Genomic DNA, 22,198 nt, shown 5'->3' with positions numbered 1-22,198 from the left:
CTTGCGCGTGGGCGGGGGCGGCGACGTGCCGCGCATCCATCATCGTGGGTCCGGGGGCGACGCGCCGAATGCGCGGACGGCCGGGCAGGTCGCCCCGCCCGGCCGTCCGCGATCGGTCGCGTCGGGGGATCAGCCCTTGACCGCTCCGTCGGTCAGGCCGCCGCGCCAGAACCGCTGCAGCACGATCATCGCCGCGATGAGCGGGATGATCGAGACGAGCACGCCGCCGGTGGTGAGCTGGTAGAACTCCGGCAGCCGGTCGACCTGGCTCCGCCAGTTGTTGAGGCCGAGCGTGATCGGGTACAGCTTCGTGTCGGCCAGCATGATCAGCGGCAGGAAGTAGTTGTTCCAGATGCCGACGAGCTGGAACAGGAACACCGTCACGAGCGCGGGCGTCATGGACCGCAGCGCCAGGGTGTGGAAGATGCGCAGCTCGCTCGCCCCGTCGATCCGGCCCGACTCGATCACCGCGTCCTCCACCGACGCCTGCGCGTAGATCCGGCAGAGGAACAGGCCGAACGGCGAGACGAGCGACGGGATGAGCACCGACCAGTACGTGTTCGCGATCCCCATGCTGCTGAACAGCAGGAACAGCGGCAGCGCGGTCGCCGTGCCGGGCACGAGCACCCCGCCGAGGATGGTGCCGAACACGATGTTCGACCCCCGGAACTTGTACTTGGCGAGCGCGTACCCGCCTGCGGCGGCGAAGTACGTCGCGACGAGCGCGCCCACCCCGGCGTACAGCACCGAGTTCATGAACCAGCGCACGAAGATGCCGCCGTCGTAGGTGAACACCATCGTGAGGTTCTGCCAGAGGTTCATGTTCGCGAACAGGAACCCGTTGGTGCTGAACAGGTCGGCCGTCGTCTTCGTGGCGGCGACCACGATGTAGTAGACGGGGACGAGGAAGTACAGCGCGACGAGCGTGAGGACCGCCGTGACGATGATGCGGGTTGCGGGCTTGGTGCCCGCGCCCGGGGCGCTGCCGTTCTTCGACGGTCGGCTCACCTTCGACTCGGCGGCCTGGGCGAGCCGCTTCTGCTCCGCCTTCTCCGCGGCGCTCTCGGTGGTGGTCGGTCGTGCCTCCGTGGCGGTCATGCGCGTGCCCCCTTCTTCCTCGCTGCGGCGGCTTCCCGCTCCTCCTTGGGCTTCCTGTTCGTGAACGCGAGGAAGACGAACGACAGCACGAACGCGGCGAGGGCGATGATGACCGCCTGGGCCGCGGCGACGCCGTAGTCGTTGTACGCGAACGCCGTGGTGTACGCCGACAGGTTCGGCGTGTACTGCGAGTCGATCGCGGGGGCGGAGGTGGCGAGCACCTGCGGCTCCGCGAACAGCTGCAGCGTCCCGATGATCGAGAACACGGTCGCGAGCACGAGCGCCGGCCGGATCAGCGGGAGCTGGATCGAGAACGCCGTGCGCCACGCGCCCGCGCCGTCGATGCGCGCGGCCTCGTAGACGTCCCCGGGGATCGACTTGAGCTGGGCGATGATGATGAGCATGTTGTAGCCCGTGTAGGTCCAGGTCACGATGTTGGCGATGGACCACAGCACGGTGCCCGCGCCGAGGAAGTCGAGCTGGATCCCGAACATCTGGCCGATGTCGATGATGGGCGACAGGCCCGGGATGTAGAGGAAGCCCCAGAGGATCGTCGCGATGACGCCCGGCACGCCGTACGGCATGAAGTACGCCGCCCGGAAGAACTGGGGCCACTTGGCCGACGCCGACTCGAGCAGGAGCGCGAGGATCGTGCAGAGGATGATCATCACCGGCACCTGCACGACGCCGAACAGCAGCACCCGGCCGATGGACGCCGTGAAGGCGTCGTTCGCGAGCGCCAGCGCGTAGTTCTCGAACCCGGCGAAGACGGTGGTGACGCCCTGCTCGCCGAACAGGCCCTGCCGCCGCACGGTCGTGAACGACTGGAACACCGCGTAGATGATCGGGAGGATGAAGGTCAGCAGGAACACCGCGAGGAACGGCGCGAGCATGACCCACGGCGCGATGGTCTGCGACTTCTTCAGCTGGCCCTTCGAGACGCCCGAGCGCGGCGTGCGGGCGGGACGGGTGGCGGCGCGCTCGCCGCTGGCGGGACGCGTGTCGACGCTCATGCGGAGGCCGCCTCGACGCGCAGGCCCTTGTTCTGGAAGGCCTCGATCACGGCCTCCTGCGCGAGGGGGAGGGACTCGACGAGGGTCTGGCCGCTCGTGAGCTTGCGGCGGAACTCGTCCTGCAGGGTGTTCAGCGTGAACTGCGTGAGCGGGCACCAGGTCCAGTCGAGGTTCTGCTCCTTCGCCGCGGGGGCGAACACCTCCTCGTTGTAGCTCTGGCCGCTGAACCACTCGCTCGGCTCCTGCCGGGATGCGCCGATGTAGTCGGGCGACGGCGACCAGCCGATGCCGGAGTTCTTGATCATCGCGTCGATGCCCTCCGGGGAGGTCGTCATCCACGTCATGAACTTGAGCGCCTCGGCCGGGTGCTTGCTGTTCGCGAGCACGGCCGCGGTGGATCCGCCGAGGTAGCTGGAACCGTAGGCGCCGTCGAAGCTCCACGTCTGCATGGGCGCGACCTTCCACTTGCCCTCGCCGCCGGAGACCGACTGGATGAGGGCGTCGCCCCAGCTGGCGCTCGTGACGCCGAAGACCTTGCCGTCGGCGGCGGCCGCGGTCCACGGCGGGGAGAAGGCCGAGTACGAGGTGTTGACCACGTCGTCGTCGATGGCCTTGTCGAAGAACGCGGCGACCTCCATCGTGCGCTCGTCGAGCATGTCGACCACCCAGCGCTCGCCGTCGACCTTGAACCAGTTGGCCCCGGCCTGCGTCGCGTAGGAGGTGAAGACGGAGGCGTCGGCGACGGGGAAGCAGTCGAGGTAGTTGCCCGCGCCGGTCTTGCGCACCTCGGCGCCGAGCGTCGCCCAGTCGTCCCAGGTCGCCGGCGGCTGGCCGCCCACCTGGTCGAGGAGCTCGCGCTGGTAGTAGAAGGCCATGGGGCCGGAGTCCTGCGGGATCCCGAACACGCCGTCCTGGAAGCTGACCTGCTTCCACAGCGCCTCGTCGTAGCGGTCCTTGTACTCCTCGACGCCGTAGCGGGTGAGGTCGACGAGCCCGTTGGCGAGGAGGAACTCGGGCAGCTGCCGGAGCTCGACCTGGCCGATGTCGGGGCCGCCGCCGGCCGTGATGGCCGAGTACATCTTCTGGTAGCCGCCCGCGTTGCCGCCGGGGATCCAGACGGCCTCGACCTGGATGTCGGGGTTCTGCGCGTTCCACACGTCCGCGACCTTCTGCAGGTCCTTGAGCCACGCCCAGTAGGTGAGCGTCACCTTCTCGCCGGCTGCGACGGCCGGGATGACCGGATCGGAGTTGACCAGCCTCCCGCCCGGTGCCGAGCACGACGCGAGGGCGAGCGTGCCCGCGGCGGCGGCCCCCACCCCCAGTGCCTGTCTCCTGCTGATCGAATGCGTCATCGCATCCCTCCCGTCGTCGTTGATGGCAGATGGGCCGGAGCCCACGGCCACTCTAAGCGCGCGACGAAACTTATTCCTCACCCCTGGTCGGGATTCCCGGCAACCCGGCGGGCGCAGGGGGGAGCGCCCCGACCGGGGGCGATGCCGACCTCGCCGCGTCGATCAGCGGCGGGCGCCGCGGTTCCGCACGGCCCACTCGAGCGCGTGCATCGCCTGGCCCTTCCGGAGGGGCGTCTCGAGCCCGCAGGTGGGGCAGACCACGCGGTACGTGGAGCGCAGCGGGATCAGCGGCACGAGGAAGAGCGTGAGGCGGACGGTGCGGTGCAGCACGCGCTGGGGAGCGGCGACGCCGCAGCGGAGGCACGCGAACGTCACGATCACGATGAGGGCGTCGCGCGCCCGGGTGCCGACCAGGAGGATCACCTCCCGAGGCTACGCGCCGGGGAGCGGAGCATAGGGCGTCGGCGGCCCCCGGACGAGGACGCGACGCTTCGCGGATCACCCGGTACGGTCGAACCACACGCCCACGGCAGATCGGCCCCGCATGACCACGCACCACGACGGCGCGCACGTCTCGGCAGCGGCGGCCTGCCCCGGAGCGGCCGCGTGATCGTCTTCGTGGTCGTGGGGGCCGTCGGCCTCCTGCTCCTCCTCTCCAGCATCGTGCTCGGCGACATCCTCGACGCCATCGGCGGCGGCGACGGCCTCGTCTCCGGCGTCGCGCTCGGCGCGGCCCTCGCCATCTACGGCGTCGGCGGCGTGCTCGCCGACCAGGCCGGCATCGGCTCCGGCGGCGCCATCGCGATCGCGGTCGCCCTCGCTCTCGTCGCCCTCGTGGTCGTGCAGCTCACCGTCCGCTTCGTCGCGAAGCAGGAGAGCGGCGGCTCGTACTCGCCGGTCGGCATGATCGGCGTCGTGACGTCCCCGACCTCGCCCACCGGCGGCGAGGTGCGGCTCGAGCACATCCGCGAGCTGGAGCGCCGGCTCGCCATGAGCGACGCGCCGCTGGCCGTCGGCACCCGCATCCGCGTCGTCTCGGAGGACGGGTTCCGCGTGCGCGTGGAGCCCGACGCCGACGACGCCCCCACCACCTAGCAGCATCCGTCCCAACGAGAGGAACCATCCCGTGGACCTGATATCCGGCGGCACGACAGCCATCGCCGTCATCGTCGTCATCGTCATCCTGGTGGCGCTGGTGGCGTTCATCGCCTCCCGCGTGCGCCGCGTGCCGCCGAACCAGGCGCTCGTCATCGTCGGCCGCAACGCCGAGCGCAGCGAGGGCGGGGCCGGGTTCTCCAGCCCGCAGAAGGTCATCATCGGCGGCCGGACCTTCATCTGGCCGATCTTCCAGGAGGGCTTCACGCTCTCCCTCGAGCAGTACCAGACGAGCGTCACGGCCGAGGCGCGCGACGCGAACTTCATCAACACCGCGGTCGTCGCGACCGTCAACTTCAAGGTGACGGGCACCGAGGACGGCGTCCGCCGCGCCGTCCAGCGCTACCTGCTCCAGCAGGACGCCCTGCCGGAGATCGTGCGGCAGTCGCTCGAGGGCGCGATCCGCGGCCTCATCGGCGACCGGCCCGTCGACGAGCTCGTCAAGAGCTTCTCCGTCGTCGCGCAGGAGGCCGTGAACCAGACGAAGAACGACCTCGCGGAGCTCGGCCTCCAGATCGAGACGCTCAACGTCCGCGAGATCACGACGCCCGGCAGCACCTACCTCGACGACCGGGCCCGCTCGAACGCCGCGCGCGCCCGGCAGATCGCCGAGGTCGCGGAGGCCGAGAACAAGCGGATCTCCGCGCTCGCCGCGATCGAGAACGACCAGCAGACCGCCGAGCGCCAGCTCGAGCTCGACCTGCGCCGCGCGGCCATCAAGGCCGACACCGACCGCGCCAACGCCACCGCGTTCGCGGCCGGCGAGCTCGCGAAGGCCGAGCAGGACCGCCTGGTCGCCGACCAGGAGCGCACCGCCGTCGCCGCGCAGGCCGAGGTCTCGAAGGAGCGCCTGCGCATCGACGTCGAGCTCCCGGCCGAGGCCCGCAAGTACGCGACCGTCCAGGACGCGCAGGCGGCCCGCGACGCCGAGAAGGCGAAGGTCGACGTGGAGGTCTACCAGCGCACGCAGAACGCCGAGGCGGCGAAGACCGCGGCCGTGAACGAGGCCGCGTCCATCACCGCGCTCGGGAAGGCGAACGCCGACGCGATCCAGGCCCGCGGCCAGGCGGAGGCCGAGGCGGCCGCCGCGCTCGCCGAGGCGCAGAACAAGCTGTCGCGCGAGGCGCTGCAGGCGCGCATCATCGCGTCCATGCCGGAGATCGCCCGCGAGATGGCGGCGCCGCTGGCGAACGTCGACAACATGACGATCATCTCGGCGGACGGCGCGAACGCGCTCAACCGCTCGGTGGCCGAGAACATGGCGACCCTGCCGAAGCTGCTCAAGGACACCACGGGCATCGACGTCGCCACGGCGCTGAGCTCGTTCCTCGGGTCGACCGCTGCGGGCGCGTCCGCCGGCGCCGGGTCCGCCTCCACGGATGTCGGCCCCACGACGGCCGCGTCCGAGGGCGCCGGGATCTGATCCCGGTGCCCGGGCTCCTCGGGGCGCACGCCGCCCCGGGGGCCCCGGCGTGAGACGCATGAGCCCGTTCCGGGCGCTGTGGGGCGCGAACGCGCTCTCCAACCTCGCGGACGGGCTCGTCTTCGTCGCCATGCCGCTCGTCGCGGCGGGCCTCACCGACGATCCCCGGCTCGTGGCGGGACTCGCGACCACCTACGCGCTCGTGCGGCTCGTGGTCGCGCTGCCGGTGGGCGTGCACGTCGACCGGCTCGACCGGCGCACGCTGCTCGTGGTCGCGAACGCGCTCCGCGGCGTCGCCGTGCTCGCCCTCGCGGTGTCGCTGCAGACGGGTACCGGCTCCCTCGTGGTGCTCTACGCGGTGATGGCCGTGGTCGGCGTGCTGGAGAGCGCGGCCGACGGCGCCGCGGTCGCCCTGCTGCCGTCGCTCGTGCCGCGGGACGGCCTCGACCGGGCCAACGCGCGCATCGCGGGGACGCAGCTCGTGGCGGACGAGTTCGTGGGGCCGCCGCTCGGCGGGATCCTGTTCGCGCTCGCCGCCGCCGTGCCCGTCTACGCGACGGGCGGGCTGTGGCTCGCGGCCGGGGCGATGGCGCTCGCGCTGCCGCGCCGGGCCCCAGCCGTGCCCGCGCCCGCCGCGGACGGTCCGCGCGCCTCCGTCGTGCGCGAGGCCGCGGAGGGCGTGCGCTGGCTGGCGCGGCACCGCGTGGTCGGATCCCTCGCCCTCATCGGCGGCCTCGCCAGCGTCGGCTACATGCTCCCGTTCTCGGTGCTCGTGCTCTTCGCGCGCGATCGCCTCGGGCTCGACGCGGCCGGCTACGGCGTGCTCCTCGCGGCGTCCGCGCTCGGCGGCCTGGCAGGATCCGCGATCGCCGCGCCCCTGCGCTCCCGCCTCGGCGCCCGCGGGACCATCACGGCGGCCCTCGCGCTCGGCTGCGCGAGCCTCGCCGGGCTCGCGGTCACGCGGGATCCGGTCGTCGCCGGCGTCCTGCTCGCGCTCTACATCCTGCACGCGGTCGTCTGGAGCGTCTGCGCGACCTCGCTCCGCCAGCGCCTGGTGCCGGATCCGCTGCTCGGCCGGGTCGGCGCCGCCGGTCGCGTGCTCAGCCTCCTCGGCCTGGCGGTCGGATCAGCGCTGGGCGGCGCGCTCGCGACGACGGGCATCGTGGTGCCGACGATCGCGGGGGCCGTCGCCTTCGCGGGCTGCGCGGCGGTCGCGGTCGTCGCGCTGCGCGGCACGAGGGACACGACGGCCTGACGCCGGTCCGCGGCCTCGGCTGTGGAGGACGGCAGCGCCGCGCTCGCGGCATCGCGAGCATCGAAAGATGTCTTTCGATGACCGGTCCGACCCGCGGCGCGTCACCGGCGCCGCCGAGCTGCGGGCCCTCGCGCATCCCCTGCGGCTTGCCATCCTCGAGGAGCTGACGATCGACGGCCCGCTCACCGCCTCGCAGCTCGCGCCCCGGGTCGGGGCCTCGCCCAGCCTCTGCTCCTTCCACGTGCGGCACCTCGCGGCGCACGGGTTCGTCCGCGAGAGCGCCCGGCCGGGCGGGCGCGCACGGCCCTGGGAGGTGACGAGCGAGGGCCTGCACCTCGGGCCGGAGGAGGTGCCGGGGCCGGGTCCGCAGGGGAGGCCGGAGGAGGACCCGGAGGAGCGGCGGGCGGGCGAGGTCCTGCACCGCGTCCTCGTCGAGCGGTGGCTGGCGCGGTACGGCACCTGGCGGGAGACGGAGCCGGGATACCCGGACGACTGGCGCACGGCCGCGGTCCACGACCAGTACGGCTACTGGATGACGCCGGCGGAGCTCGGGGAGCTGCGGCAGCGCATCGAGGACATGATCCGGCCGCTCCACCGCGAGCGCCGCACGGATCCCGCGTCCCGGCCCGCGGGCGCTCTGCCTGTCGAGCTGCTCCTGTTCGGCTACCCGATGCGCCCGTCCCCGTGACGGGGACGGGCTCGCGGCCGATGGCCCGGCTCGTACGGGATCGGCGCTCGCGCATCTACCTGGGCGGGCAGGTCGTCTCGATCTTCGGCGACACCGCCCTGTTCCTCTCCGCGGCGGTGTGGGTTCGGGAGCTGACCGGATCCGACGGGGCCGCCGCCTCGACCTTCCTCTTCCTCGCCGCGCCCGCGCTGGCCGCGCCGTTCGTCGGGCTGCTCGTCGACCGGGTGCGCCGCCGGCCCCTGCTCGTCGCCGTGAACGCGGTGACCGGTGCCGCGGTCCTGCTCCTGCTGCTGGTGCGGGACGCCGGCGACCTGTGGCTCGTCTACGGCGTCTTGGCGCTCTACGGCGCCGCGTCCACGATCATCTGGTCGGCGCAGTCGGCTCTCCTGCCCGCGATCGTCCCGGAGGAGCTCCTGGGCGACGCCAACGGCCTGCTCCAGACGGTCCAGCAGGGGGCGCGCGTGCTCAGCCCGCTCGTGGGCGTCGGCCTGTTCACGGCGTTCGGCGGAGGGGTCGTCGCCGTCGTCGACGCCGCCTCGTTCGCCGTGGCCGTCGTCGCGCTGCTGCTCGTGCGGGTCGACGAGCCGACCCCGTCCGCGCGCGACCGCACGATGTCGGTGCGGGCGGACATCGGCGCGGGCTTCGCGCGCGTCCGGGCGGATCCGGCGCTACGTGTCGTCGTGGTCGTCTGCGCCGGGGTGTGGGCCGCGTTCGGCCTCTCGGAGAGCGTGGTGTTCGCCGTCGTGAGCCAGGGGCTCGGCCTCGATCCGTCGTTCCTCGGCGCGACCTCCAGCCTCCAGGGCGCGGGCGCCCTCGTCGGCGGCGTGCTGTCCGCGCGGCTCATCCGGTGGCGCGGGGAGCTGCGGGTGGCCGGCGGCGCATCGGCGACGCTCGCCGTGGGCTTCCTGCTCTGGATGGTGCCGGACGTCCCGGCGGTCCTCCTCGGCTCCCTCGTCCTCGGCGCCGCCCTGCCTCCGCTCGTCGTCGGCTGCACGACCCTCGTCCAGCGGCGGTCGCCCGACGGGCTGCGGGGCCGGATCTCCTCGGCGTTCGACATGGCGCTGACGGTGCCGCAGACGGCGGCGATCGCGCTCGGCGCCTCCGTCGTCGCGCACGTGCCGTACCGTGCGCTCCTCGTCGTGATGTGCGTCGTCCTCGCGGGGGCCGCGGCGGCGCTCCTGCACGCCGGCCCGCGGGTCGATGCGGGACCGCTCGGCCCGGATCCGGCCGGCTGACGCGTCGGCGCGTCACCCCGCGTTCGGCAGCCGCACCTCCACGAGCCCGCCCGTGACGCGCGTCTCGAAGCGGGGCTGCGGCGCGGTCGCCGGGCCGTGCACCACCTCGCCCGTCCGGAGGCTGAACACGCTGTCGTGCCACGGGCAGGTGACGCACGCCTCGCCCGTCCTCGGGTCGCGGCCGAGCTCGCCCTCGTGGAGCGGCGCGGAGAGGTGGCTGCACGTGTCGCTCAGGGCGTCCACCGTCATGCCGTCCCGGCGCACGAGCACCGGCAGGCCCGCGACGTCGCGCTTCGCGAGGCGGCCGTCGGGCAGCTCGTCGAGCCGGCCGAGCTCCTGCCAGCCGGCGGGGAAGCGGTGCGGCACGTCCTCGGCGTGGTTGGCGCCCGCCGCCTGGCGGTAGGCGAGGTGGCCGCCGAGGAATCCGCCGGCCGAGACGAGCCCGAGGCCCGCGAGGCCGAGCAGCTTGCCGCTCGTCTGCTTGCCGCGGGCCCGCTGGATCCACGAGAGGCCGTACAGGCCCGTCGCCAGCGCGTTCGCCGCCGAGTGCACGATGCCGACGCGCATCTGCTGCTCGTGCAGCTGCGACCAGTCGGCGTAGCCGGAGACGATGGACGGCGCGGCGCTGAGGATCCCGACGCCCACGAGCGCCTGGCTGGCCTTCGCGTTGCCTGGCAGGAGGTCGAGGACCGCGGAGGAGACCCACGCGCCCGTGGGGATGAGCACGGCGACCGGGTGCAGCGGATGCCCGAACGGGACGCCGTGCAGCAGGTCGGCGAGGGCGCGCGGCTTCAGCAGCGCCGTGACGACGCCCTTCACCCGGTCGACGATCGGATCCAGCGCCTCGGCGTCCTCGATCCTCGTGATGGCCGCGACGAGCTTCAGCTCCCTCATGGGTCTCCTGCCGGTTCCGGCGCCGCCGTCGGCGCTCTCCTCCCAGGCAACGCCCGCGAGCGAGCAGTGACAAGGCCGAGCGGGCTCCGATGCCTTGTCGGACACGGTCGGCGCGCGTCAGGCGTCCCTCTCAGCGTTCCCGCCCGCCCGTGCACGGGCGGCACGCCGGAGTGGCGCACGTCGTTACGGTTCATCTACTCTGCGGCGATGGTCGCCGCGGTCCACTAGGAGTCCCATGTCCTCTCGCCTCGAAATCACCCGACCCTCCACGACCCGCCGCCTCCTCGCGACGGCCGCCCTGGCGGCGGTCCTCGGTCTCGGTGTGTCGATGTCCGCCCCGGCGGGCTCGGCATCCGCAGCCCCCGCCGCCTCGTCCTCGTCCTCGTCCTCGTCCTCGTCCTCCACAGCGGGGGCGGACCCGATCGCCGCGAGCCAGGAGCAGATCATCAATCGCGAGTTCCACGTCACTCCGCGAACGGTCGCGAAGCTCGTCGCGGGGACGCTCACCCCCAAGGCTCTCGCGGGGCTGATCTGCACCCAGATCCACTCGGGCATCCAGTGCGCGAAGCGCATCACCCACTTGCTCCAGGGCTACACGCACTCGACGGACCCGCGCACGTGCGCCCGCGGTCAGGGCTACATCGTGTCGTACCCCATCACGCTCCGTTCGCGCTGCGAAGGCTGACCGAGGGAACGGGCGGGAGGATCTCCTCCGGCTCGTTCCGCGTGCGGCGACGCGGGCGGGGCCCCTTCTCCGGCGTCCGTCTGCCGTCCGCCCCCGCACGGCTGCCCCGCGGATGAGGCGGCACCCGTCCCCAGGCGGTTCGGCGCAGGGCAGCGCGTCGCGACGGTTCGATCGCTCCCCGGCGACGGCCGCCGCGGAGAACAAGGAGTCCACATGTCCTCTCGCCTCGCGATCATGCACCGACCCGCCGCCCGGCGCGTCCTGGCGACGGCCGCCCTCGCAGCGGTCGTCGGCCTCGGCATCTCGGTGTCCGCCCCGACCGACCCGGCATCCGCGGCGCCCGCCGCGGTGTCCTCGTCCTCCACCGCGGACGCCGGCTCGATCACGGCGAGCCAGGCGGGACTCGTCAACCGCTCCTTCTTCGTCACGCCGTACGACCTGGCGCGACTCTCCTTCGGGCAGACCGACTCCTACAAGCTCGCGGCGCAGATCCGCTCGGCCAACCGTTCGGGGAAGGCCTGCGTGACGATCGTCTCCTACGTCCTCCGGGGCGGACAGGGGTCGGTGAACTGGCACACCTGCAACATCACCGGCGGATACACCGTCGTGTTCCCTGATCTCTTCCAGTCGCACTGCGGCTGACGGTCACGCGGCACCCACCGGCCGGAACGTCGGCGGCGGCGCGCTCCCCGGCGCTTCGAACATCGCCGAGCGCCCTGCGTTCAGGCGTCGGGGTCGTGCGCCGCGTGCCGGGACGCGACCGGCCGGCCGGCCCGCGCCGCCCGGTAGCCCGGGGCCCGCAGTCGCCGCGTCCACGGGTAGGTCGTGTCCCCGGGCGGGGCAGCGAGCACCGGATCGGCGCGCGTCGCGGTGTCGAGCGGCCCGCTCGCGTCGTGGGCCAGCTCGATCCGGGCGACCACGTGCCACCGCCCGCGCGGCGTCGCCTGCACGAGCCGCATGCCGACGGGGCGCGACGCGAGGGTCCGTCCGAGGTCGGCGGCCCCGGCCGGCAGTGCCGGATCCGCGTCCACGAGCACGCCGACGAGCACCGGCCCGGCGGTTCCGCGGTACGGCATGAGCGTGGTGAGCCGCGCCCCGGACAGCGCGCGCCGCGGCGCGAGGAGGAACCGGCCGCCCGGTGACAGGCCCGTCGACGCGAGCAGGACGTCGACCGTCGTCCCGCCATCGCCCGGGATCCGCAGCGCGAGCCCGAGCACGTCCGGGAGCGCCGAGGGGAGGCCGCCGCCGCGCGAGGAGCGGGCGTCGATCGCGAGCGGGCCCTCGAGCCCGTCGAGCCACGCGAGCCCGGATGCGCTGCGGCCCGCGACCGGCGTCAGCGTCCCGGAGAGCGCGACGCCGTGCGGATGCAGCGGGCGCGGTCGGCGGACGAGGCGGACGGCGGAGACGGCCGCCGCGAGGATGTTCCCGCCGATGCGGGCCGTGGTGCCGGGCATCTGCCGACCCTATTCCGGTGCGGGCTCCGCGTCCCGCTCGCGTCCGGGCCGCACCAGCTCGTGGGCCCGCGCGAGGAGGCGCTCCAGCTCGGCCGCGTCGCTCGCGTCGAGATGGGGGAGCGCGCGCGTCAAGCCGTCGCCGATCGGCGGCCGCTTCCATGGGGCGTCCCGACGGGGAAGGGGCTCGCGTGGACGTCACGGACGCGCTCGTCTCGGTCGCGCTGATCCTGCTCGTGGTCCGCCAGCTCCGCGGCAGGCGCATGACGCTCCTCAGCCTGGCGTGGCCCGTGCTGCTCGTGGTCTGGGCGGGTGTCGAGTACCTCGGCGCCGTCCCGCCGTACGCGTCCGACCGCGCGCTGGTCGCGGGCCTCGGCGCGCTGGGCGCGGCGCTGGGCGTGACGTGCGGGCTCCTCACGCGGGTGGAGTCGCGCGCCGGGGTCGTCGTCGCCCGGGCCTCGTGGCTCGCGGCGGCCGCGTGGATCGTGGGCATGGGCGGCCGCCTCGCCTTCGGCCTGCTCGCCCTCCACGGAGGGGAGCGGATCATCGCCGACGCGAGCGTCCGCCTCGACCTGCACGCGGCCGGCCCCTGGTCCACGGCGCTCATCACGATGGCCCTCGCGGAGGTGGCGGCGAGGACCGGCGTGCTCGTCACGCGGCATCGGGCGGTCACGCGGCGCATCGCGGCGGAGCCTCACGACGGGCGGAGCGCCCCCGCCATCGCGCGCACCGCCCCCGCGGACGACGGAGGGCCGGAGGGGTGATCCCCTCCGGCCCTCGAGCGAGCACGTCCGACGGCCGCCGGACGACGGGTCGCTACGGCGTCGGCATCCCGCCGTTGACGTTCAGCGTCTCGCCGATCACGTAGCTCGACTCGTTGGAGGCGAGGAACACGTAGGCGGGCGCGAGCTCGGCCGGCTGGCCGGCGCGACCGAGCGGCGTCTGCTCGCCGAACTCGGGCAGCGCGTCCTCGGGCTGGCCGCCCGCGGTCTGCAGCGGGGTCCAGATCGGGCCGGGCGCGACGACGTTCACGCGGATGCCCTTGGGCGCCAGCTGGCCGGCGAGCCCCTTCGAGAACGCGTTGATCGACGCCTTGGTCGTGGCGTAGTGCACGAGGTTCGGCGACGGCGCGTAGGCCTGGATCGACGACGTGTTGATGATCGACGAGCCGGGCTTCAGGTGGGGGAGCGCGGCCTTCGTGATCCAGAACATCGCGTAGACGTTGGTCTTGAAGGTCAGGTCGAACTCCTCGTCCGAGATGTCCTCGAGCGCGTCGACGTTCTGCTGCTTGCCCGCGTTGTTGACGAGGATGTCGAGGCCGCCGAGGCCCTCGACCGCCTTCCGGACGAGCTCGCGGCTGAACTCCGCGGTCGCGATGTCGCCGGGGATGGCGACGGCCTTCCGGCCGGCCTCCTCGATGAGGGCGACGACCTTCTTCGCGTCCTCCTCCTCCTCGGGGAGGTAGGAGAGCGCGACGTCCGCGCCCTCGCGGGCGTAGGCGATGGCGACGGCCGCGCCGATGCCGGAGTCGGCACCGGTGACGAGGGCCTTGCGTCCCTCGAGGCGGTTCGAGCCGCGGTACGTCTTCTCGCCGCGGTCCGCGGTCGCGTCGAGGTCGGCGTCGAGGCCGGGCCCGTCCTGCTGCTGCGCCTTCGGCTCGATGTCGGCGTACATCTTGGTCGGGTCCTGGAACGTGTACTGGTCGGTGCTCATGTGTCTCCTGGTGCTGTGTCCTGCGTGCGGGATGGGGAGGGGTGGATCAGGCCGGCGGGGTGTCGTCCAGGTCGATGTCCTGGCCGGCGAGCTCGTTGTCGGCGAGCACGGGCTCGGCCTCGCCGTCGACGCCGAGGACGTCTGCGGTGGGCTCCGCGTCGGCGCCCATGACGGCGTCGTCGTCGGGCTCCTCGACCGGCTCGTCGGTGTCCGGGAGGACGGTCTCGCCGGCGACGGCGTCGTTCACGACGGTGTCGTTCGCGAGGGCCTCGGTGTCGAGGACGGTGTCGTCGCCCGTGGAGTCGTCATCGGGGGTGGCGGTGGCGTCGGTCACGGTCACGCACCGGCCTCGGGCTTGGGGTGGCCGGGGATCGAGTCGCCGCTGAGGTTGAGCTCGTCGGGATCCACGTCGATCTCGCCGACGTCGTCGGGTCCGCCCGATCCGGGGAGCACCTGCACGTCGTCCGCGGCGGCGGGGACGTCGTCGGAGACACCCTCGCTCTCCGTGATCTGCTGCTCCTGCTTGACGCGCGTGTCGTCCTCGCTGGGCGAGATGAAGTCCTTGTCCTGGTTGGTGTCTGAGGTGTCCGCGGGCTGGAGGCGCGGGTCGTCGGTGTCCATGCATCCGACGCTACGCTCGGCCTCCGGAAGCGTGTGGTGGCGTTCAGGCAACGCGCATGTGAGGCGTCCGGGACCCGTCGTGACGGTGCATCCCGGGGTGGATCACTGGTCGTCCGGTCCCTCGCCGAACGGGTCAGGGGCGTCCTCGCGGGCGTCCTCCTCCGCGGCCTCCACGCGCTCGGCGACCGAGTCGGCGTCGAGGGGCGCTGGCTCGGCGAGCGGGTGCCGCGGGGCGTCGGCGGCAGCGGGATCCGTCACGTCAGCGGCCCTCGGGGTCGACGTGCCCGGCGGCGTCGTCGGCCGGCGCGCTCATGTGCGAGTCGGCGGCGGTGACGGAGCGGTTGTCGGGCATCGCGGGATGCTCGGCGCTCGCAGGATCCGCGTCCTCCACCTCGAGGGTGTCCTCCTCCGCGTGCCCGTAGGCGGTGCCGTCGGGTTCGCGGACGGCGTCGCCCACGCCGGCGGGAGCTCCGTCGGGGGAGACCACGTCGTCGATGGTCACCAGCCCGTCGGGATCGCCGGGTCCGCGCCCGGTGCGGATGCCGTCGGCCTGGTCGTCGCGATCGCTCATGCTCCCCACCCTACGAGCGGCGGCCCGTCCGCGTCCGCTCGCGCGGGTGTGCACGGAGCCGTCGGCGGGTGCCGGCGCCTCGGTTGACTGGCCTCTCGCCTCCCGAGCCTCCTGCGTCCTCGACGGACGCGCCTCGGAGCGCGACGACGAGCGCGGGAGGCGACGGCCACATGGACATGCGATACGGGATCAACCCCCACCGGGCGCCGGCGCGGATGACGGCAACGGGTCCGGGCGAGCTGCCGTTCCGGATCGTGAACGGCGACCCGTCCTACGTCAACGTGCTGGACGCGCTGAACGCCTGGCAGCTCGTCCGCGAGGGCGGCGTCGCCCTCGGGTCGGCGGTCGCGGCGTCGTTCAAGCACGTGTCCCCGGCCGGCGTCGCGCGCGCCGGGGCGCTGGACGCGGTGGTCCGCGCGGACTCCGGGCTCGACGCCTCCGAGGGGGTCGACGACGTGACGAGCGCCTACCTCCGGGCGCGGGACGCCGACCCGAAGTCGTCCTACGGGGACGTCGTCGCCGTCAGCCACGAGGTGACCCGCGACCTGGCGACGCGCCTGGCGGGGATGGTCTCCGACGGGATCATCGCGCCGGGGTTCGCGGACGGCGCCGTCGAGATCCTCGCTCGGAAGAAGCGGGGCGCCTTCCTCGTCCTGGAAGCCGACGCGGGCTTCGTCCCGCCGCCCGAGGAGTCGCGGGAGCTCTTCGGGGTGCGTCTCACGCAGCCGGCGGACCGCGTGGCGATCGACCGCGGTCTCCTCGCCGCCGCGGACGGCGCGCCCCTGCCGGAGCGCGCCGTCGACGACCTGCTGCTCGGCATGGTCGCGCTCCGCTACACGCAGTCCAACTCCGTGGCCTACGTGCGGGACGGCGTCACGCTCGGGATCGGCGCCGGGCAGCAGTCCCGCGTGGACTGCACGCGCCTCGCCGGGGCGAAGGCCGACACCTGGTGGCTGCGGCGCCTCCCGGTCGTGCGGGACATGGCGTTCCGGGAGGGCGTCGGCCGCCAGGAGCGGATCAACTGGCGGATCCGGTGCATCGAGGGCGACATGACGGCCGACGAGGCGTCGCGCCTCGCGGGTGTCCTCGTCGGGCCTGCTCCCGACCTCGACGACGACGACCGGCGCGCGTGGATGGCCGGCCTCGACCGGGTGGCGTTCGCGTCGGACGGGTTCCTGCCGTTCCGGGACAACATCGACCACGCGCGCCGGCACGGCGTGCGGTACCTCGCGGAGCCCGGCGGCTCGGTGCGCGCCGACGAGGTCGCCGCGGCCTGCGCCGAGCACGGCATCACCCGGGTGCGGACCGGGCTGCGCCTGTTCCACCACTGACCCCGGCCCCGGGTGCGTCGCATCCGTCCCATCTCCTGTGCCCGGCGCCCCCGAATCGGGGTCGCGCCATCGCCCCGCGGAGGGTCCCCGCGAGTCGTCATGGGCCGGGTTGCGTTCCCGCGTCGGCGCCCTCATATTAGGTGAGCCTTGCCTAACCGGGCTGGGTGCTCGTGACCCGGACACGGCTCCCCATCGAACCGACGAAGGACCCATGACCCTCTCCCCGCACGCCTCCCTCCCGTCCGATCCGACCCTCGACGACGCTCGATCCGCGGACGCCGCCGCCGCTGAGCTGTTCTCCGACCGCTCCCTCCCCGGCTGGGACGCCGCCCTCCGCGCCGCCGCCACCCACGTGCGCTCCGCGGCCCGCCGCGCCGACGGACCGTTCACGGGGATCACGCCCGAGCGCCTCCGCGGATCCTTCGCCGGCCTCGACCTCGACCGCCCGCTCGGCGGCCTCGACGACGCCCTCGACGAGCTCGACGACCTGTACCTCCGCGACGCCGTCTGGTTCCACGACCCGTCGTACGTCGCGCACCTCAACTGCCCGATCCTCATCCCGGCCATCGCGGGGGAGCTCATCCTCTCGAGCGTCAACACGTCGATGGACACGTGGGACCAGAGCGCGGGCGCCACCCTCATCGAGCGCGCCCTCATCGACTGGACCACGGGCCGCGCCGGCCTCGGCGACGACGCGGACGGCGTCTTCACGAGCGGCGGCAGCCAGTCGAACCTCCAGGCGCTGCTGCTCGCGCGCGACGAGGCGGCGGCCGTGCACTCGCTGGCGCCCGCCGACCGGCAGCGGATGCGCATCCTCGTCAGCGACGTCGGCCACTTCAGCGTCGAGAAGAGCGCCCGGATCCTCGGCCTCGCACCCGACGCCGTGGTGCGCGTGCCGAGCGACGACGCCAAGCGGATGCGCGTCGACGCCCTCGAGCGCGAGCTCGCGCGCTGCTACGCCGCCGGGCTCCTGCCGATCGCCGTGGTCGCGACCGCAGGCACCACCGACTTCGGCAGCGTCGACCCGCTGCCCGCGATCGGCAACGTCTGCCGGCGCGAGGGGATCTGGCTGCACGTCGACGCGGCGTACGGCGGCGGGCTCCTCACGTCGCTCCGGCACCGGCACCTGCTCGACGGCATCGAGCGCGCCGACTCGGTGACCGTCGACTACCACAAGACGTTCTTCCAGCCCGTGAGCTCCAGCGCGCTCCTCGTGCGCGACGGCCGCACGCTCCGGCACGCGACGCTGCACGCGGACTACCTCAACCCGGCGGATCGCGCGCACGAGGAGATCCCCAACCAGGTCGACAAGTCGCTGCAGACGACCCGGCGCTTCGACGCGCTCAAGCTGTGGCTGACGCTGCGGACGGTGGGCGCCGACGGGGTGGGGCGGATGCTCGACGACGTCATCGCGCTCGCGGACCGCACGTGGTCGGCGCTCCGGCGGGATCCGGCGCTCGAGGTGGTGGTGCGGCCCGAGATCAGCGCGCTCGTGTTCCGGTACGTGCCGGCGGGGGAGCGGGACGGATCCCCGGGGCCCGATGCGGGAGCGCGCTCCGACGCCGTCAACCGCGGGATCCGGCAGGCGATCCAGGACTCGGGTCGCGCGATGGTCGCGGCGACGCGCGTCGACGGGCGGGCGCACCTCAAGCTCACGCTGCTGAACCCGGCGACCACGGACGCCCACATCGCGGAGATCGCGGGGATGGTCGTGGCGGCGGGCGATGCGCTCGACGCCGGCCTCGGCGATGCCACGGCTGCCGGCGCGCCCGCCGACGCCGTCGCGGAGGCCGCCCGATGAGCGCCGCCGCCGACCGCGTCCGCGACGTCGTCGCCGTGGGCCTCGGCCCCGCGAACCTCGGGCTCGCCTGCCTGGCGGATCCGCTCGACGACCTCGACCTCGTCGTGCTCGAGCGGAAGCCGCGCTTCGACTGGCACCCCGGCATGATGCTGCCGACCGCCCACCTGCAGACGCCGTTCCTCGCCGACCTCGTGACGCTCGCCGATCCGACGTCCCGCTTCTCGTTCCTCGCGTACCTCAAGGACACCGGGCGGCTCTACTCCTTCTACATCCGCGAGGACTTCTTCGTGCTGCGCAGCGAGTACGTCGCCTACTGCCGGTGGGCGGCCGAGCGCGCGCGGGGCATCGAGCTCGACCGCGACGTGCGGGCGATCCGCTACGACGAGACCGAGGGCGCCTACGTCGTCGAGTCGGTCGACGCCGCGGGCACCGCGCACGTGCACCGCGGCCGGAACCTGGTGGTCGGCGTCGGCACCCCGCCCTGGCTGCCCGAGGCCGTGCGCGACCTGCCGGGCGTCGTGCACAGCTCCGGCTACCTCGGCGCCAAGGACCGGCTGCAGGAGCGGGACGCGATCACGGTGGTCGGCAGCGGGCAGAGCGCGGCGGAGATCTACCGCGACCTGCTCGAGGACGTCGACTCCCGCGGGTACCGCCTCGACTGGATCACGCGCTCGCCGCGGTTCTTCCCGCTCGAGTACACGCGGCTCACGCTCGAGATGACGAGCCCGGAGTACAGCGACCACTTCTTCGGCCTGCCCGCCGACGCGCGCGACGTGCTGCTGCGCGAGCAGCGCAACCTCTACAAGGGGATCGACTCGGAGCTCATCGACGACGTCTTCCACACGCTCTACCGGAAGCGGCTCGCGTTCGACGCGCTGCGGGCCGAGGGGCGGCTCTCGGCAGGCGGCGACGCGGGATCCGGCGTGCCCACCCGGCTGCTCACCAACGCCGAGGTCGTCGCGGCGCGGGGGACGCCCGACGGCGGCGCGGTCCTCGGGCTGCGGCACGCCGAGACGGGCGCCGAGCGTGACTGGCCCACGGGCGCGGTGGTCATGGCGAGCGGGTACGACGCGCGGGCCCCGCGGATCCTCGACGGGCTCGGCGACCGCGTGCACCGCGACGCGCAGGGGCGGCTCGACGTGGCGCGCGAGCACACGGTGGACGACGCCGGCACGCTCTTCGTGCAGAACGCCGAGGTGCACACGCACGGCTTCGTCGCGCCCGACCTTGGGATGACCGCGCACCGCAACTCGCGGATCCTGCGCGCCATCACGGGCCGCGAGGACTACGCGGTGGAGGAGCGGATCGCGTTCCAGGAGTTCGGCCTGCCGGAGGACGCGCCCGTGGCCGGATCGGGGGTGCTCGCGTGAGCGCGCCCGCGCCCTCCGTCGAGGCGCCCGCGGCCGCTCTCGCCCTCGACCTCCGCCCGCTCGACCCGGACGCCGACGCCGCCCTCGTGCACGCCTGGGTCACCGCGCCGCGCGCCCGCTTCTGGCAGATGGAGCACGCGACCCTCGACGAGGTGCGGGCCGAGTACCGGTCCATCGCGGCGGATCCCCGGCGCGAGGCCTGGATCGGCCTCCACGACGGCGTCCCCGCGTTCCTCGTCGAGGCGTACGACCCGGCCGACGATCCCATCGGCGCGCACCTGGATCCGCTCCCCGGCGACCGCGGCATGCACCTGCTCGTCGCCCCGCCGGCCGGCGACCCGCTGCCCGGCTTCACGACCGCGGTCATGCGGCACGTCGTCGCGCACCTGCTGCGCGATCCGGCGGTGCGGCGCCTCGTCGTCGAGCCGGACGTGCGCAACACCGCGATCCAGCGCCTCAACGAGCTCGTCGGCTTCCGGCCGCTCCGGGTCGTCGACCTCGGCTCGAAGCACGCGCTGCTCAGCGTCGCCACGCGCGACGACGCCCTCCTGCACGCCACCCCCACGGACGGACACGCCATGACCCTCACCCACGACCACCCCCTCGACGCCCACGCCGAGGCCCGGCCCGCCGCCGCGGCGAGGACCGCCGCGCCGGATCCGCGCGTGCACCCCGCCGCGCACCTCCGCCCCGACGTGTGGGCCGCCGCGACCCGCCACCTCGTCCGCAAGGCGCTCGCCGAGTTCGCGCACGAGCTGCTCATCGCCCCCGAGCGCGTGGAGCCGGAGCGGCCGCCCGGCGCGCCCCGCCGGCCGCACGACCCGCGCGACTGGGCCGGGTACCGCGTCGCGAGCGCCGACGGCCGGAGCGCGTACGCGTACCGCGCCCGGATCCTCGAGCTCGACCACTGGGACGTCGACGAGGCGAGCATCCGCCGCACGGTCGACGGCGAGCCCGCCGAGCTCGATGCCACCGACCTCGTGCTCGACCTCCGCGACCGCCTCGGGATCACGGACGAGGTGCTGCCCGTCTACCTCGACGAGATCCAGAGCACGCTCTCGGCCGCCGCGTTCTCGCGCCTCCGCGACGTGCCCGACGCCCGCGGCCTCCTCACCGCGTCGTACGCGGAGGTCGAGTCGACGATGGACGAGGGCCACCCCTGCTTCGTCGCGACCAACGGACGCATCGGCTTCGACCTCGACGACCACGACCGGTACGCGCCCGAGGCGGGGGAGGACGTGCGGATCCTCTGGCTCGCCGTGCACGAGCGCCTCGCGCACTTCGCCGCCGTCGACGGCCTCGACCGCGAGGCGTTCCTGGACGCCGAGCTCGGTGCATCCGCCCGCGCCCGCTTCCGCGCACGCATGGCGGACCTCGGCATCGACCCGACCGAGCGCGTGCTCGTCCCCGTGCACCCGTGGCAGTGGGAGAACGTCGTCACGGTGACCTTCGCGGGCCTCGTCGCCCGGCGCGACATCGTGCTCCTCGGCACGGGCGACGACGAGTACGGCGCCCAGCAGTCCATCCGCACGTGGGCCAACCGCACGAGCCCCGAGCGCTGCTACGTGAAGACATCGCTGTCGATCCTCAACATGGGCTTCACGCGCGGCCTCTCGCCGGCGTACATGGCGGTCACCCCGGCGATCAACGACTGGGTGCACGCGCTCGTCACGGGCGACCCGGAGTTCGCGCGACTCGGCTTCGGGATCCTCCGCGAGGTCGCCTCGGTCGGCGTGCGCGACGCGCGGGTCGAGTCCGCCCTGCCGCCCGGTCACTCCCACGGGAAGATGCTGTCCGCGCTCTGGCGGGAGTCACCCGTCCCCGGCCTCGCGGAGGGCGAGCGGCTCATGAGCATGACGAGCCTGCTGCACGTCGACGCGCACGGCGACACCGTGCTGGGCGCGCTCATCGACGCGTCCGGCATCGGCGCGGCCGCCTGGCTCCGCCGCTGGCTCGACGCCTACCTCGTGCCGCTCGCGCACGCGCTGATCGCGCACGACCTCGCGTTCATGCCGCACGGCGAGAACGTGATCCTCGTGCTCCGCGACCACGTCGTCGTGCGCGTGCTGATGAAGGACATCGCCGAGGAGGTCGCCCTCTTCGACACGGAGCGCGAGCTGCCGGAGGACGTCCGACGGATCCGCATGGAGATCCCCGAGGAGGAGCGCACCCTCACGGTCTTCACCGACGTGATGGACGGCTTCCTCCGTTTCGCCGCCGCGCTCCTGGAGGACCGCGACGACCTCGGCCCCGACGGCCTGTGGCGCGTGGCGGCGCAGGCGCTCGCCGACCACGAGCGCGCGCACCCGGAGCTCGCCGAGCGCTTCGCCCGGTTCGACCTCTTCGCGCCGTCCTTCGACCGCTCCTGCCTCAACCGGCTGCAGCTGCGCGACAACCGGCGGATGGTCGACCTGCAGGCGCCGGTGATGCAGATCCACGGCTCGCTGCGGAACCCGCTCGCGATCCATCGAGGACTGCGGCCGCGCATCGGCTGATGGAGCCCGCACACACGAGGAGCCGCCGCCCGCGGATGCGGACGACG

The 22,198-nt window shown here is 73.7% G+C and carries 23 protein-coding genes; 12 read left to right on the top strand and 11 right to left on the bottom strand.

The genetic code is table 11. The features are described 5' to 3' along the window. Nucleotides 1–129: 129 nt before the first annotated feature. The 4 genes from ITJ40_RS13535 to ITJ40_RS13520 all read right to left on the bottom strand — a co-directional run bounded on the left by ITJ40_RS13535 (nt 130) and on the right by ITJ40_RS13520 (nt 3,886). Nucleotides 130–1,098, bottom strand: coding sequence for a carbohydrate ABC transporter permease (locus tag ITJ40_RS13535; protein WP_194667566.1), 969 nt, complete (start codon nt 1,096–1,098; stop codon nt 130–132). Then, the gene (locus ITJ40_RS13530) at nt 1,095–2,111 is read right to left on the bottom strand and encodes a carbohydrate ABC transporter permease (RefSeq protein ID WP_194667565.1); all 1,017 of its coding nucleotides are present in this window, start codon (nt 2,109–2,111) and stop codon (nt 1,095–1,097) included. Before ITJ40_RS13530 ends, ITJ40_RS13535 begins: the two co-directional genes overlap by 4 nt. After that, nucleotides 2,108–3,463 (bottom strand): ABC transporter substrate-binding protein, encoded by a 1,356-nt coding sequence (locus tag ITJ40_RS13525; RefSeq protein ID WP_194667564.1) that lies wholly within the window; start codon nt 3,461–3,463, stop codon nt 2,108–2,110. Before ITJ40_RS13525 ends, ITJ40_RS13530 begins: the two co-directional genes overlap by 4 nt. 162 nt (nt 3,464–3,625) lie before the next feature. Beyond that, complete coding sequence (locus ITJ40_RS13520; RefSeq protein ID WP_194667563.1) at nt 3,626–3,886, bottom strand: zinc-ribbon domain-containing protein; 261 nt, start codon at nt 3,884–3,886, stop codon at nt 3,626–3,628. Nucleotides 3,887–4,069: 183 nt separating this feature from the next. On the opposite strand from ITJ40_RS13520, the gene ITJ40_RS13515 reads away from it, so the two are divergent. The 5 genes from ITJ40_RS13515 to ITJ40_RS13495 all read left to right on the top strand — a co-directional run bounded on the left by ITJ40_RS13515 (nt 4,070) and on the right by ITJ40_RS13495 (nt 9,219). Beyond that, entirely contained in the window at nt 4,070–4,558 is a 489-nt protein-coding gene (locus ITJ40_RS13515) for an NfeD family protein (protein WP_194667562.1), read from the top strand. A 31-nt stretch (nt 4,559–4,589) separates the two neighbouring features. Next, a complete protein-coding gene (locus ITJ40_RS13510; RefSeq protein ID WP_194667561.1) occupies nt 4,590–6,041 on the top strand; it encodes an SPFH domain-containing protein in 1,452 nt (483 codons plus the stop codon). Nucleotides 6,042–6,099: 58 nt separating this feature from the next. Further along, complete coding sequence (locus ITJ40_RS13505) at nt 6,100–7,296, top strand: MFS transporter (protein WP_228512458.1); 1,197 nt, start codon at nt 6,100–6,102, stop codon at nt 7,294–7,296. A gap of 67 nt (nt 7,297–7,363) precedes the next feature. Further along, entirely contained in the window at nt 7,364–7,984 is a 621-nt protein-coding gene (locus ITJ40_RS13500; RefSeq protein WP_194667559.1) for a transcriptional regulator, read from the top strand. A gap of 20 nt (nt 7,985–8,004) precedes the next feature. Further along, nucleotides 8,005–9,219, top strand: a complete 1,215-nt coding sequence (locus ITJ40_RS13495) for an MFS transporter (RefSeq protein WP_194667558.1) — start codon at nt 8,005–8,007, stop codon at nt 9,217–9,219. Between the two features lie 12 nt (nt 9,220–9,231). Here the strand turns inward: ITJ40_RS13495 and ITJ40_RS13490 are convergent, their stop codons facing one another. Continuing rightward, nucleotides 9,232–10,113 (bottom strand): Rieske (2Fe-2S) protein, encoded by an 882-nt coding sequence (locus tag ITJ40_RS13490; RefSeq protein ID WP_194667557.1) that lies wholly within the window; start codon nt 10,111–10,113, stop codon nt 9,232–9,234. Between the two features lie 235 nt (nt 10,114–10,348). Here ITJ40_RS13490 and ITJ40_RS13485 point away from each other — a divergent pair, with 235 nt between their 5' ends. Both ITJ40_RS13485 and ITJ40_RS13480 read left to right on the top strand, forming a co-directional pair. Further along, entirely contained in the window at nt 10,349–10,798 is a 450-nt protein-coding gene (locus tag ITJ40_RS13485) for a hypothetical protein (protein ID WP_194667556.1), read from the top strand. 213 nt (nt 10,799–11,011) lie between these two features. Further along, the gene (locus tag ITJ40_RS13480; RefSeq protein ID WP_194667555.1) at nt 11,012–11,440 is read left to right on the top strand and encodes a hypothetical protein; all 429 of its coding nucleotides are present in this window, start codon (nt 11,012–11,014) and stop codon (nt 11,438–11,440) included. A gap of 80 nt (nt 11,441–11,520) precedes the next feature. On the opposite strand, the gene ITJ40_RS13475 is transcribed toward ITJ40_RS13480, so the two are convergent. Then, nucleotides 11,521–12,252: a hypothetical protein gene (locus tag ITJ40_RS13475; protein WP_194667554.1), complete on the bottom strand. Its 732-nt coding sequence runs from the start codon at nt 12,250–12,252 to the stop codon at nt 11,521–11,523. Nucleotides 12,253–12,440: 188 nt separating this feature from the next. Here ITJ40_RS13475 and ITJ40_RS13470 point away from each other — a divergent pair, with 188 nt between their 5' ends. Next, entirely contained in the window at nt 12,441–13,013 is a 573-nt protein-coding gene (locus ITJ40_RS13470) for a DUF1453 domain-containing protein (RefSeq protein ID WP_194667553.1), read from the top strand. A 52-nt stretch (nt 13,014–13,065) separates the two neighbouring features. Here ITJ40_RS13470 and ITJ40_RS13465 read toward each other — a convergent pair whose 3' ends face one another. From ITJ40_RS13465 to ITJ40_RS13445, 5 genes are all read right to left on the bottom strand, one after another. Next, nucleotides 13,066–13,962, bottom strand: coding sequence for a glucose 1-dehydrogenase (locus ITJ40_RS13465; RefSeq protein ID WP_304520192.1), 897 nt, complete (start codon nt 13,960–13,962; stop codon nt 13,066–13,068). 46 nt (nt 13,963–14,008) lie between these two features. Continuing rightward, complete coding sequence (locus tag ITJ40_RS13460; protein WP_194667552.1) at nt 14,009–14,302, bottom strand: hypothetical protein; 294 nt, start codon at nt 14,300–14,302, stop codon at nt 14,009–14,011. Next, the gene (locus ITJ40_RS13455) at nt 14,299–14,583 is read right to left on the bottom strand and encodes a hypothetical protein (protein WP_043582752.1); all 285 of its coding nucleotides are present in this window, start codon (nt 14,581–14,583) and stop codon (nt 14,299–14,301) included. Before ITJ40_RS13455 ends, ITJ40_RS13460 begins: the two co-directional genes overlap by 4 nt. Before the next feature lie 102 nt (nt 14,584–14,685). Continuing rightward, a complete protein-coding gene (locus tag ITJ40_RS13450; protein ID WP_194667551.1) occupies nt 14,686–14,841 on the bottom strand; it encodes a hypothetical protein in 156 nt (51 codons plus the stop codon). Between the two features lies 1 nt (nt 14,842). Beyond that, nucleotides 14,843–15,154 (bottom strand): hypothetical protein, encoded by a 312-nt coding sequence (locus tag ITJ40_RS13445; RefSeq protein ID WP_194667550.1) that lies wholly within the window; start codon nt 15,152–15,154, stop codon nt 14,843–14,845. A gap of 68 nt (nt 15,155–15,222) precedes the next feature. Here ITJ40_RS13445 and ITJ40_RS13440 point away from each other — a divergent pair, with 68 nt between their 5' ends. The 4 genes from ITJ40_RS13440 to ITJ40_RS13425 all read left to right on the top strand — a co-directional run bounded on the left by ITJ40_RS13440 (nt 15,223) and on the right by ITJ40_RS13425 (nt 22,151). Further along, nucleotides 15,223–16,485, top strand: coding sequence for a phosphoribosylaminoimidazolecarboxamide formyltransferase (locus ITJ40_RS13440; RefSeq protein ID WP_370532060.1), 1,263 nt, complete (start codon nt 15,223–15,225; stop codon nt 16,483–16,485). Between the two features lie 211 nt (nt 16,486–16,696). Then, the gene (locus tag ITJ40_RS13435) at nt 16,697–18,286 is read left to right on the top strand and encodes an aspartate aminotransferase family protein (protein ID WP_194667548.1); all 1,590 of its coding nucleotides are present in this window, start codon (nt 16,697–16,699) and stop codon (nt 18,284–18,286) included. Beyond that, the gene (locus ITJ40_RS13430) at nt 18,283–19,656 is read left to right on the top strand and encodes a lysine N(6)-hydroxylase/L-ornithine N(5)-oxygenase family protein (RefSeq protein WP_194667547.1); all 1,374 of its coding nucleotides are present in this window, start codon (nt 18,283–18,285) and stop codon (nt 19,654–19,656) included. The genes ITJ40_RS13435 and ITJ40_RS13430 overlap by 4 nt, the downstream gene beginning before the upstream one ends. Continuing rightward, entirely contained in the window at nt 19,653–22,151 is a 2,499-nt protein-coding gene (locus ITJ40_RS13425; protein WP_370532059.1) for a GNAT family N-acetyltransferase, read from the top strand. Before ITJ40_RS13430 ends, ITJ40_RS13425 begins: the two co-directional genes overlap by 4 nt. Nucleotides 22,152–22,198: the final 47 nt, after the last annotated feature.

The sequence above is a fragment of the Clavibacter sp. VKM Ac-2872 genome, assembly GCF_015351105.1.
Classification (GTDB): domain Bacteria; phylum Actinomycetota; class Actinomycetes; order Actinomycetales; family Microbacteriaceae; genus Clavibacter.
This window is presented reverse-complemented; position numbering and strand designations above follow the sequence as displayed.

What these genes read in the sequence shown, in the direction of transcription:
- ITJ40_RS13445 (WP_194667550.1), bottom strand. Translation starts at nt 15,154, where the DNA reads ATGAGCGATCGCGACGACCAGGCCGACGGCATCCGCACCGGGCGCGGA.
- ITJ40_RS13495 (WP_194667558.1), top strand. Translation starts at nt 8,005, where the DNA reads ATGGCCCGGCTCGTACGGGATCGGCGCTCGCGCATCTACCTGGGCGGG.
- ITJ40_RS13475 (WP_194667554.1), bottom strand. Translation starts at nt 12,252, where the DNA reads ATGCCCGGCACCACGGCCCGCATCGGCGGGAACATCCTCGCGGCGGCC.
- ITJ40_RS13505 (WP_228512458.1), top strand. Translation starts at nt 6,100, where the DNA reads ATGAGCCCGTTCCGGGCGCTGTGGGGCGCGAACGCGCTCTCCAACCTC.
- ITJ40_RS13465 (WP_304520192.1), bottom strand. Translation starts at nt 13,962, where the DNA reads ATGAGCACCGACCAGTACACGTTCCAGGACCCGACCAAGATGTACGCC.
- ITJ40_RS13435 (WP_194667548.1), top strand. Translation starts at nt 16,697, where the DNA reads ATGACCCTCTCCCCGCACGCCTCCCTCCCGTCCGATCCGACCCTCGAC.
- ITJ40_RS13490 (WP_194667557.1), bottom strand. Translation starts at nt 10,113, where the DNA reads ATGAGGGAGCTGAAGCTCGTCGCGGCCATCACGAGGATCGAGGACGCC.
- ITJ40_RS13430 (WP_194667547.1), top strand. Translation starts at nt 18,283, where the DNA reads ATGAGCGCCGCCGCCGACCGCGTCCGCGACGTCGTCGCCGTGGGCCTC.
- ITJ40_RS13530 (WP_194667565.1), bottom strand. Translation starts at nt 2,111, where the DNA reads ATGAGCGTCGACACGCGTCCCGCCAGCGGCGAGCGCGCCGCCACCCGT.
- ITJ40_RS13500 (WP_194667559.1), top strand. Translation starts at nt 7,364, where the DNA reads ATGTCTTTCGATGACCGGTCCGACCCGCGGCGCGTCACCGGCGCCGCC.
- ITJ40_RS13480 (WP_194667555.1), top strand. Translation starts at nt 11,012, where the DNA reads ATGTCCTCTCGCCTCGCGATCATGCACCGACCCGCCGCCCGGCGCGTC.
- ITJ40_RS13485 (WP_194667556.1), top strand. Translation starts at nt 10,349, where the DNA reads ATGTCCTCTCGCCTCGAAATCACCCGACCCTCCACGACCCGCCGCCTC.
- ITJ40_RS13525 (WP_194667564.1), bottom strand. Translation starts at nt 3,463, where the DNA reads ATGACGCATTCGATCAGCAGGAGACAGGCACTGGGGGTGGGGGCCGCC.
- ITJ40_RS13455 (WP_043582752.1), bottom strand. Translation starts at nt 14,583, where the DNA reads ATGGACACCGACGACCCGCGCCTCCAGCCCGCGGACACCTCAGACACC.
- ITJ40_RS13535 (WP_194667566.1), bottom strand. Translation starts at nt 1,098, where the DNA reads ATGACCGCCACGGAGGCACGACCGACCACCACCGAGAGCGCCGCGGAG.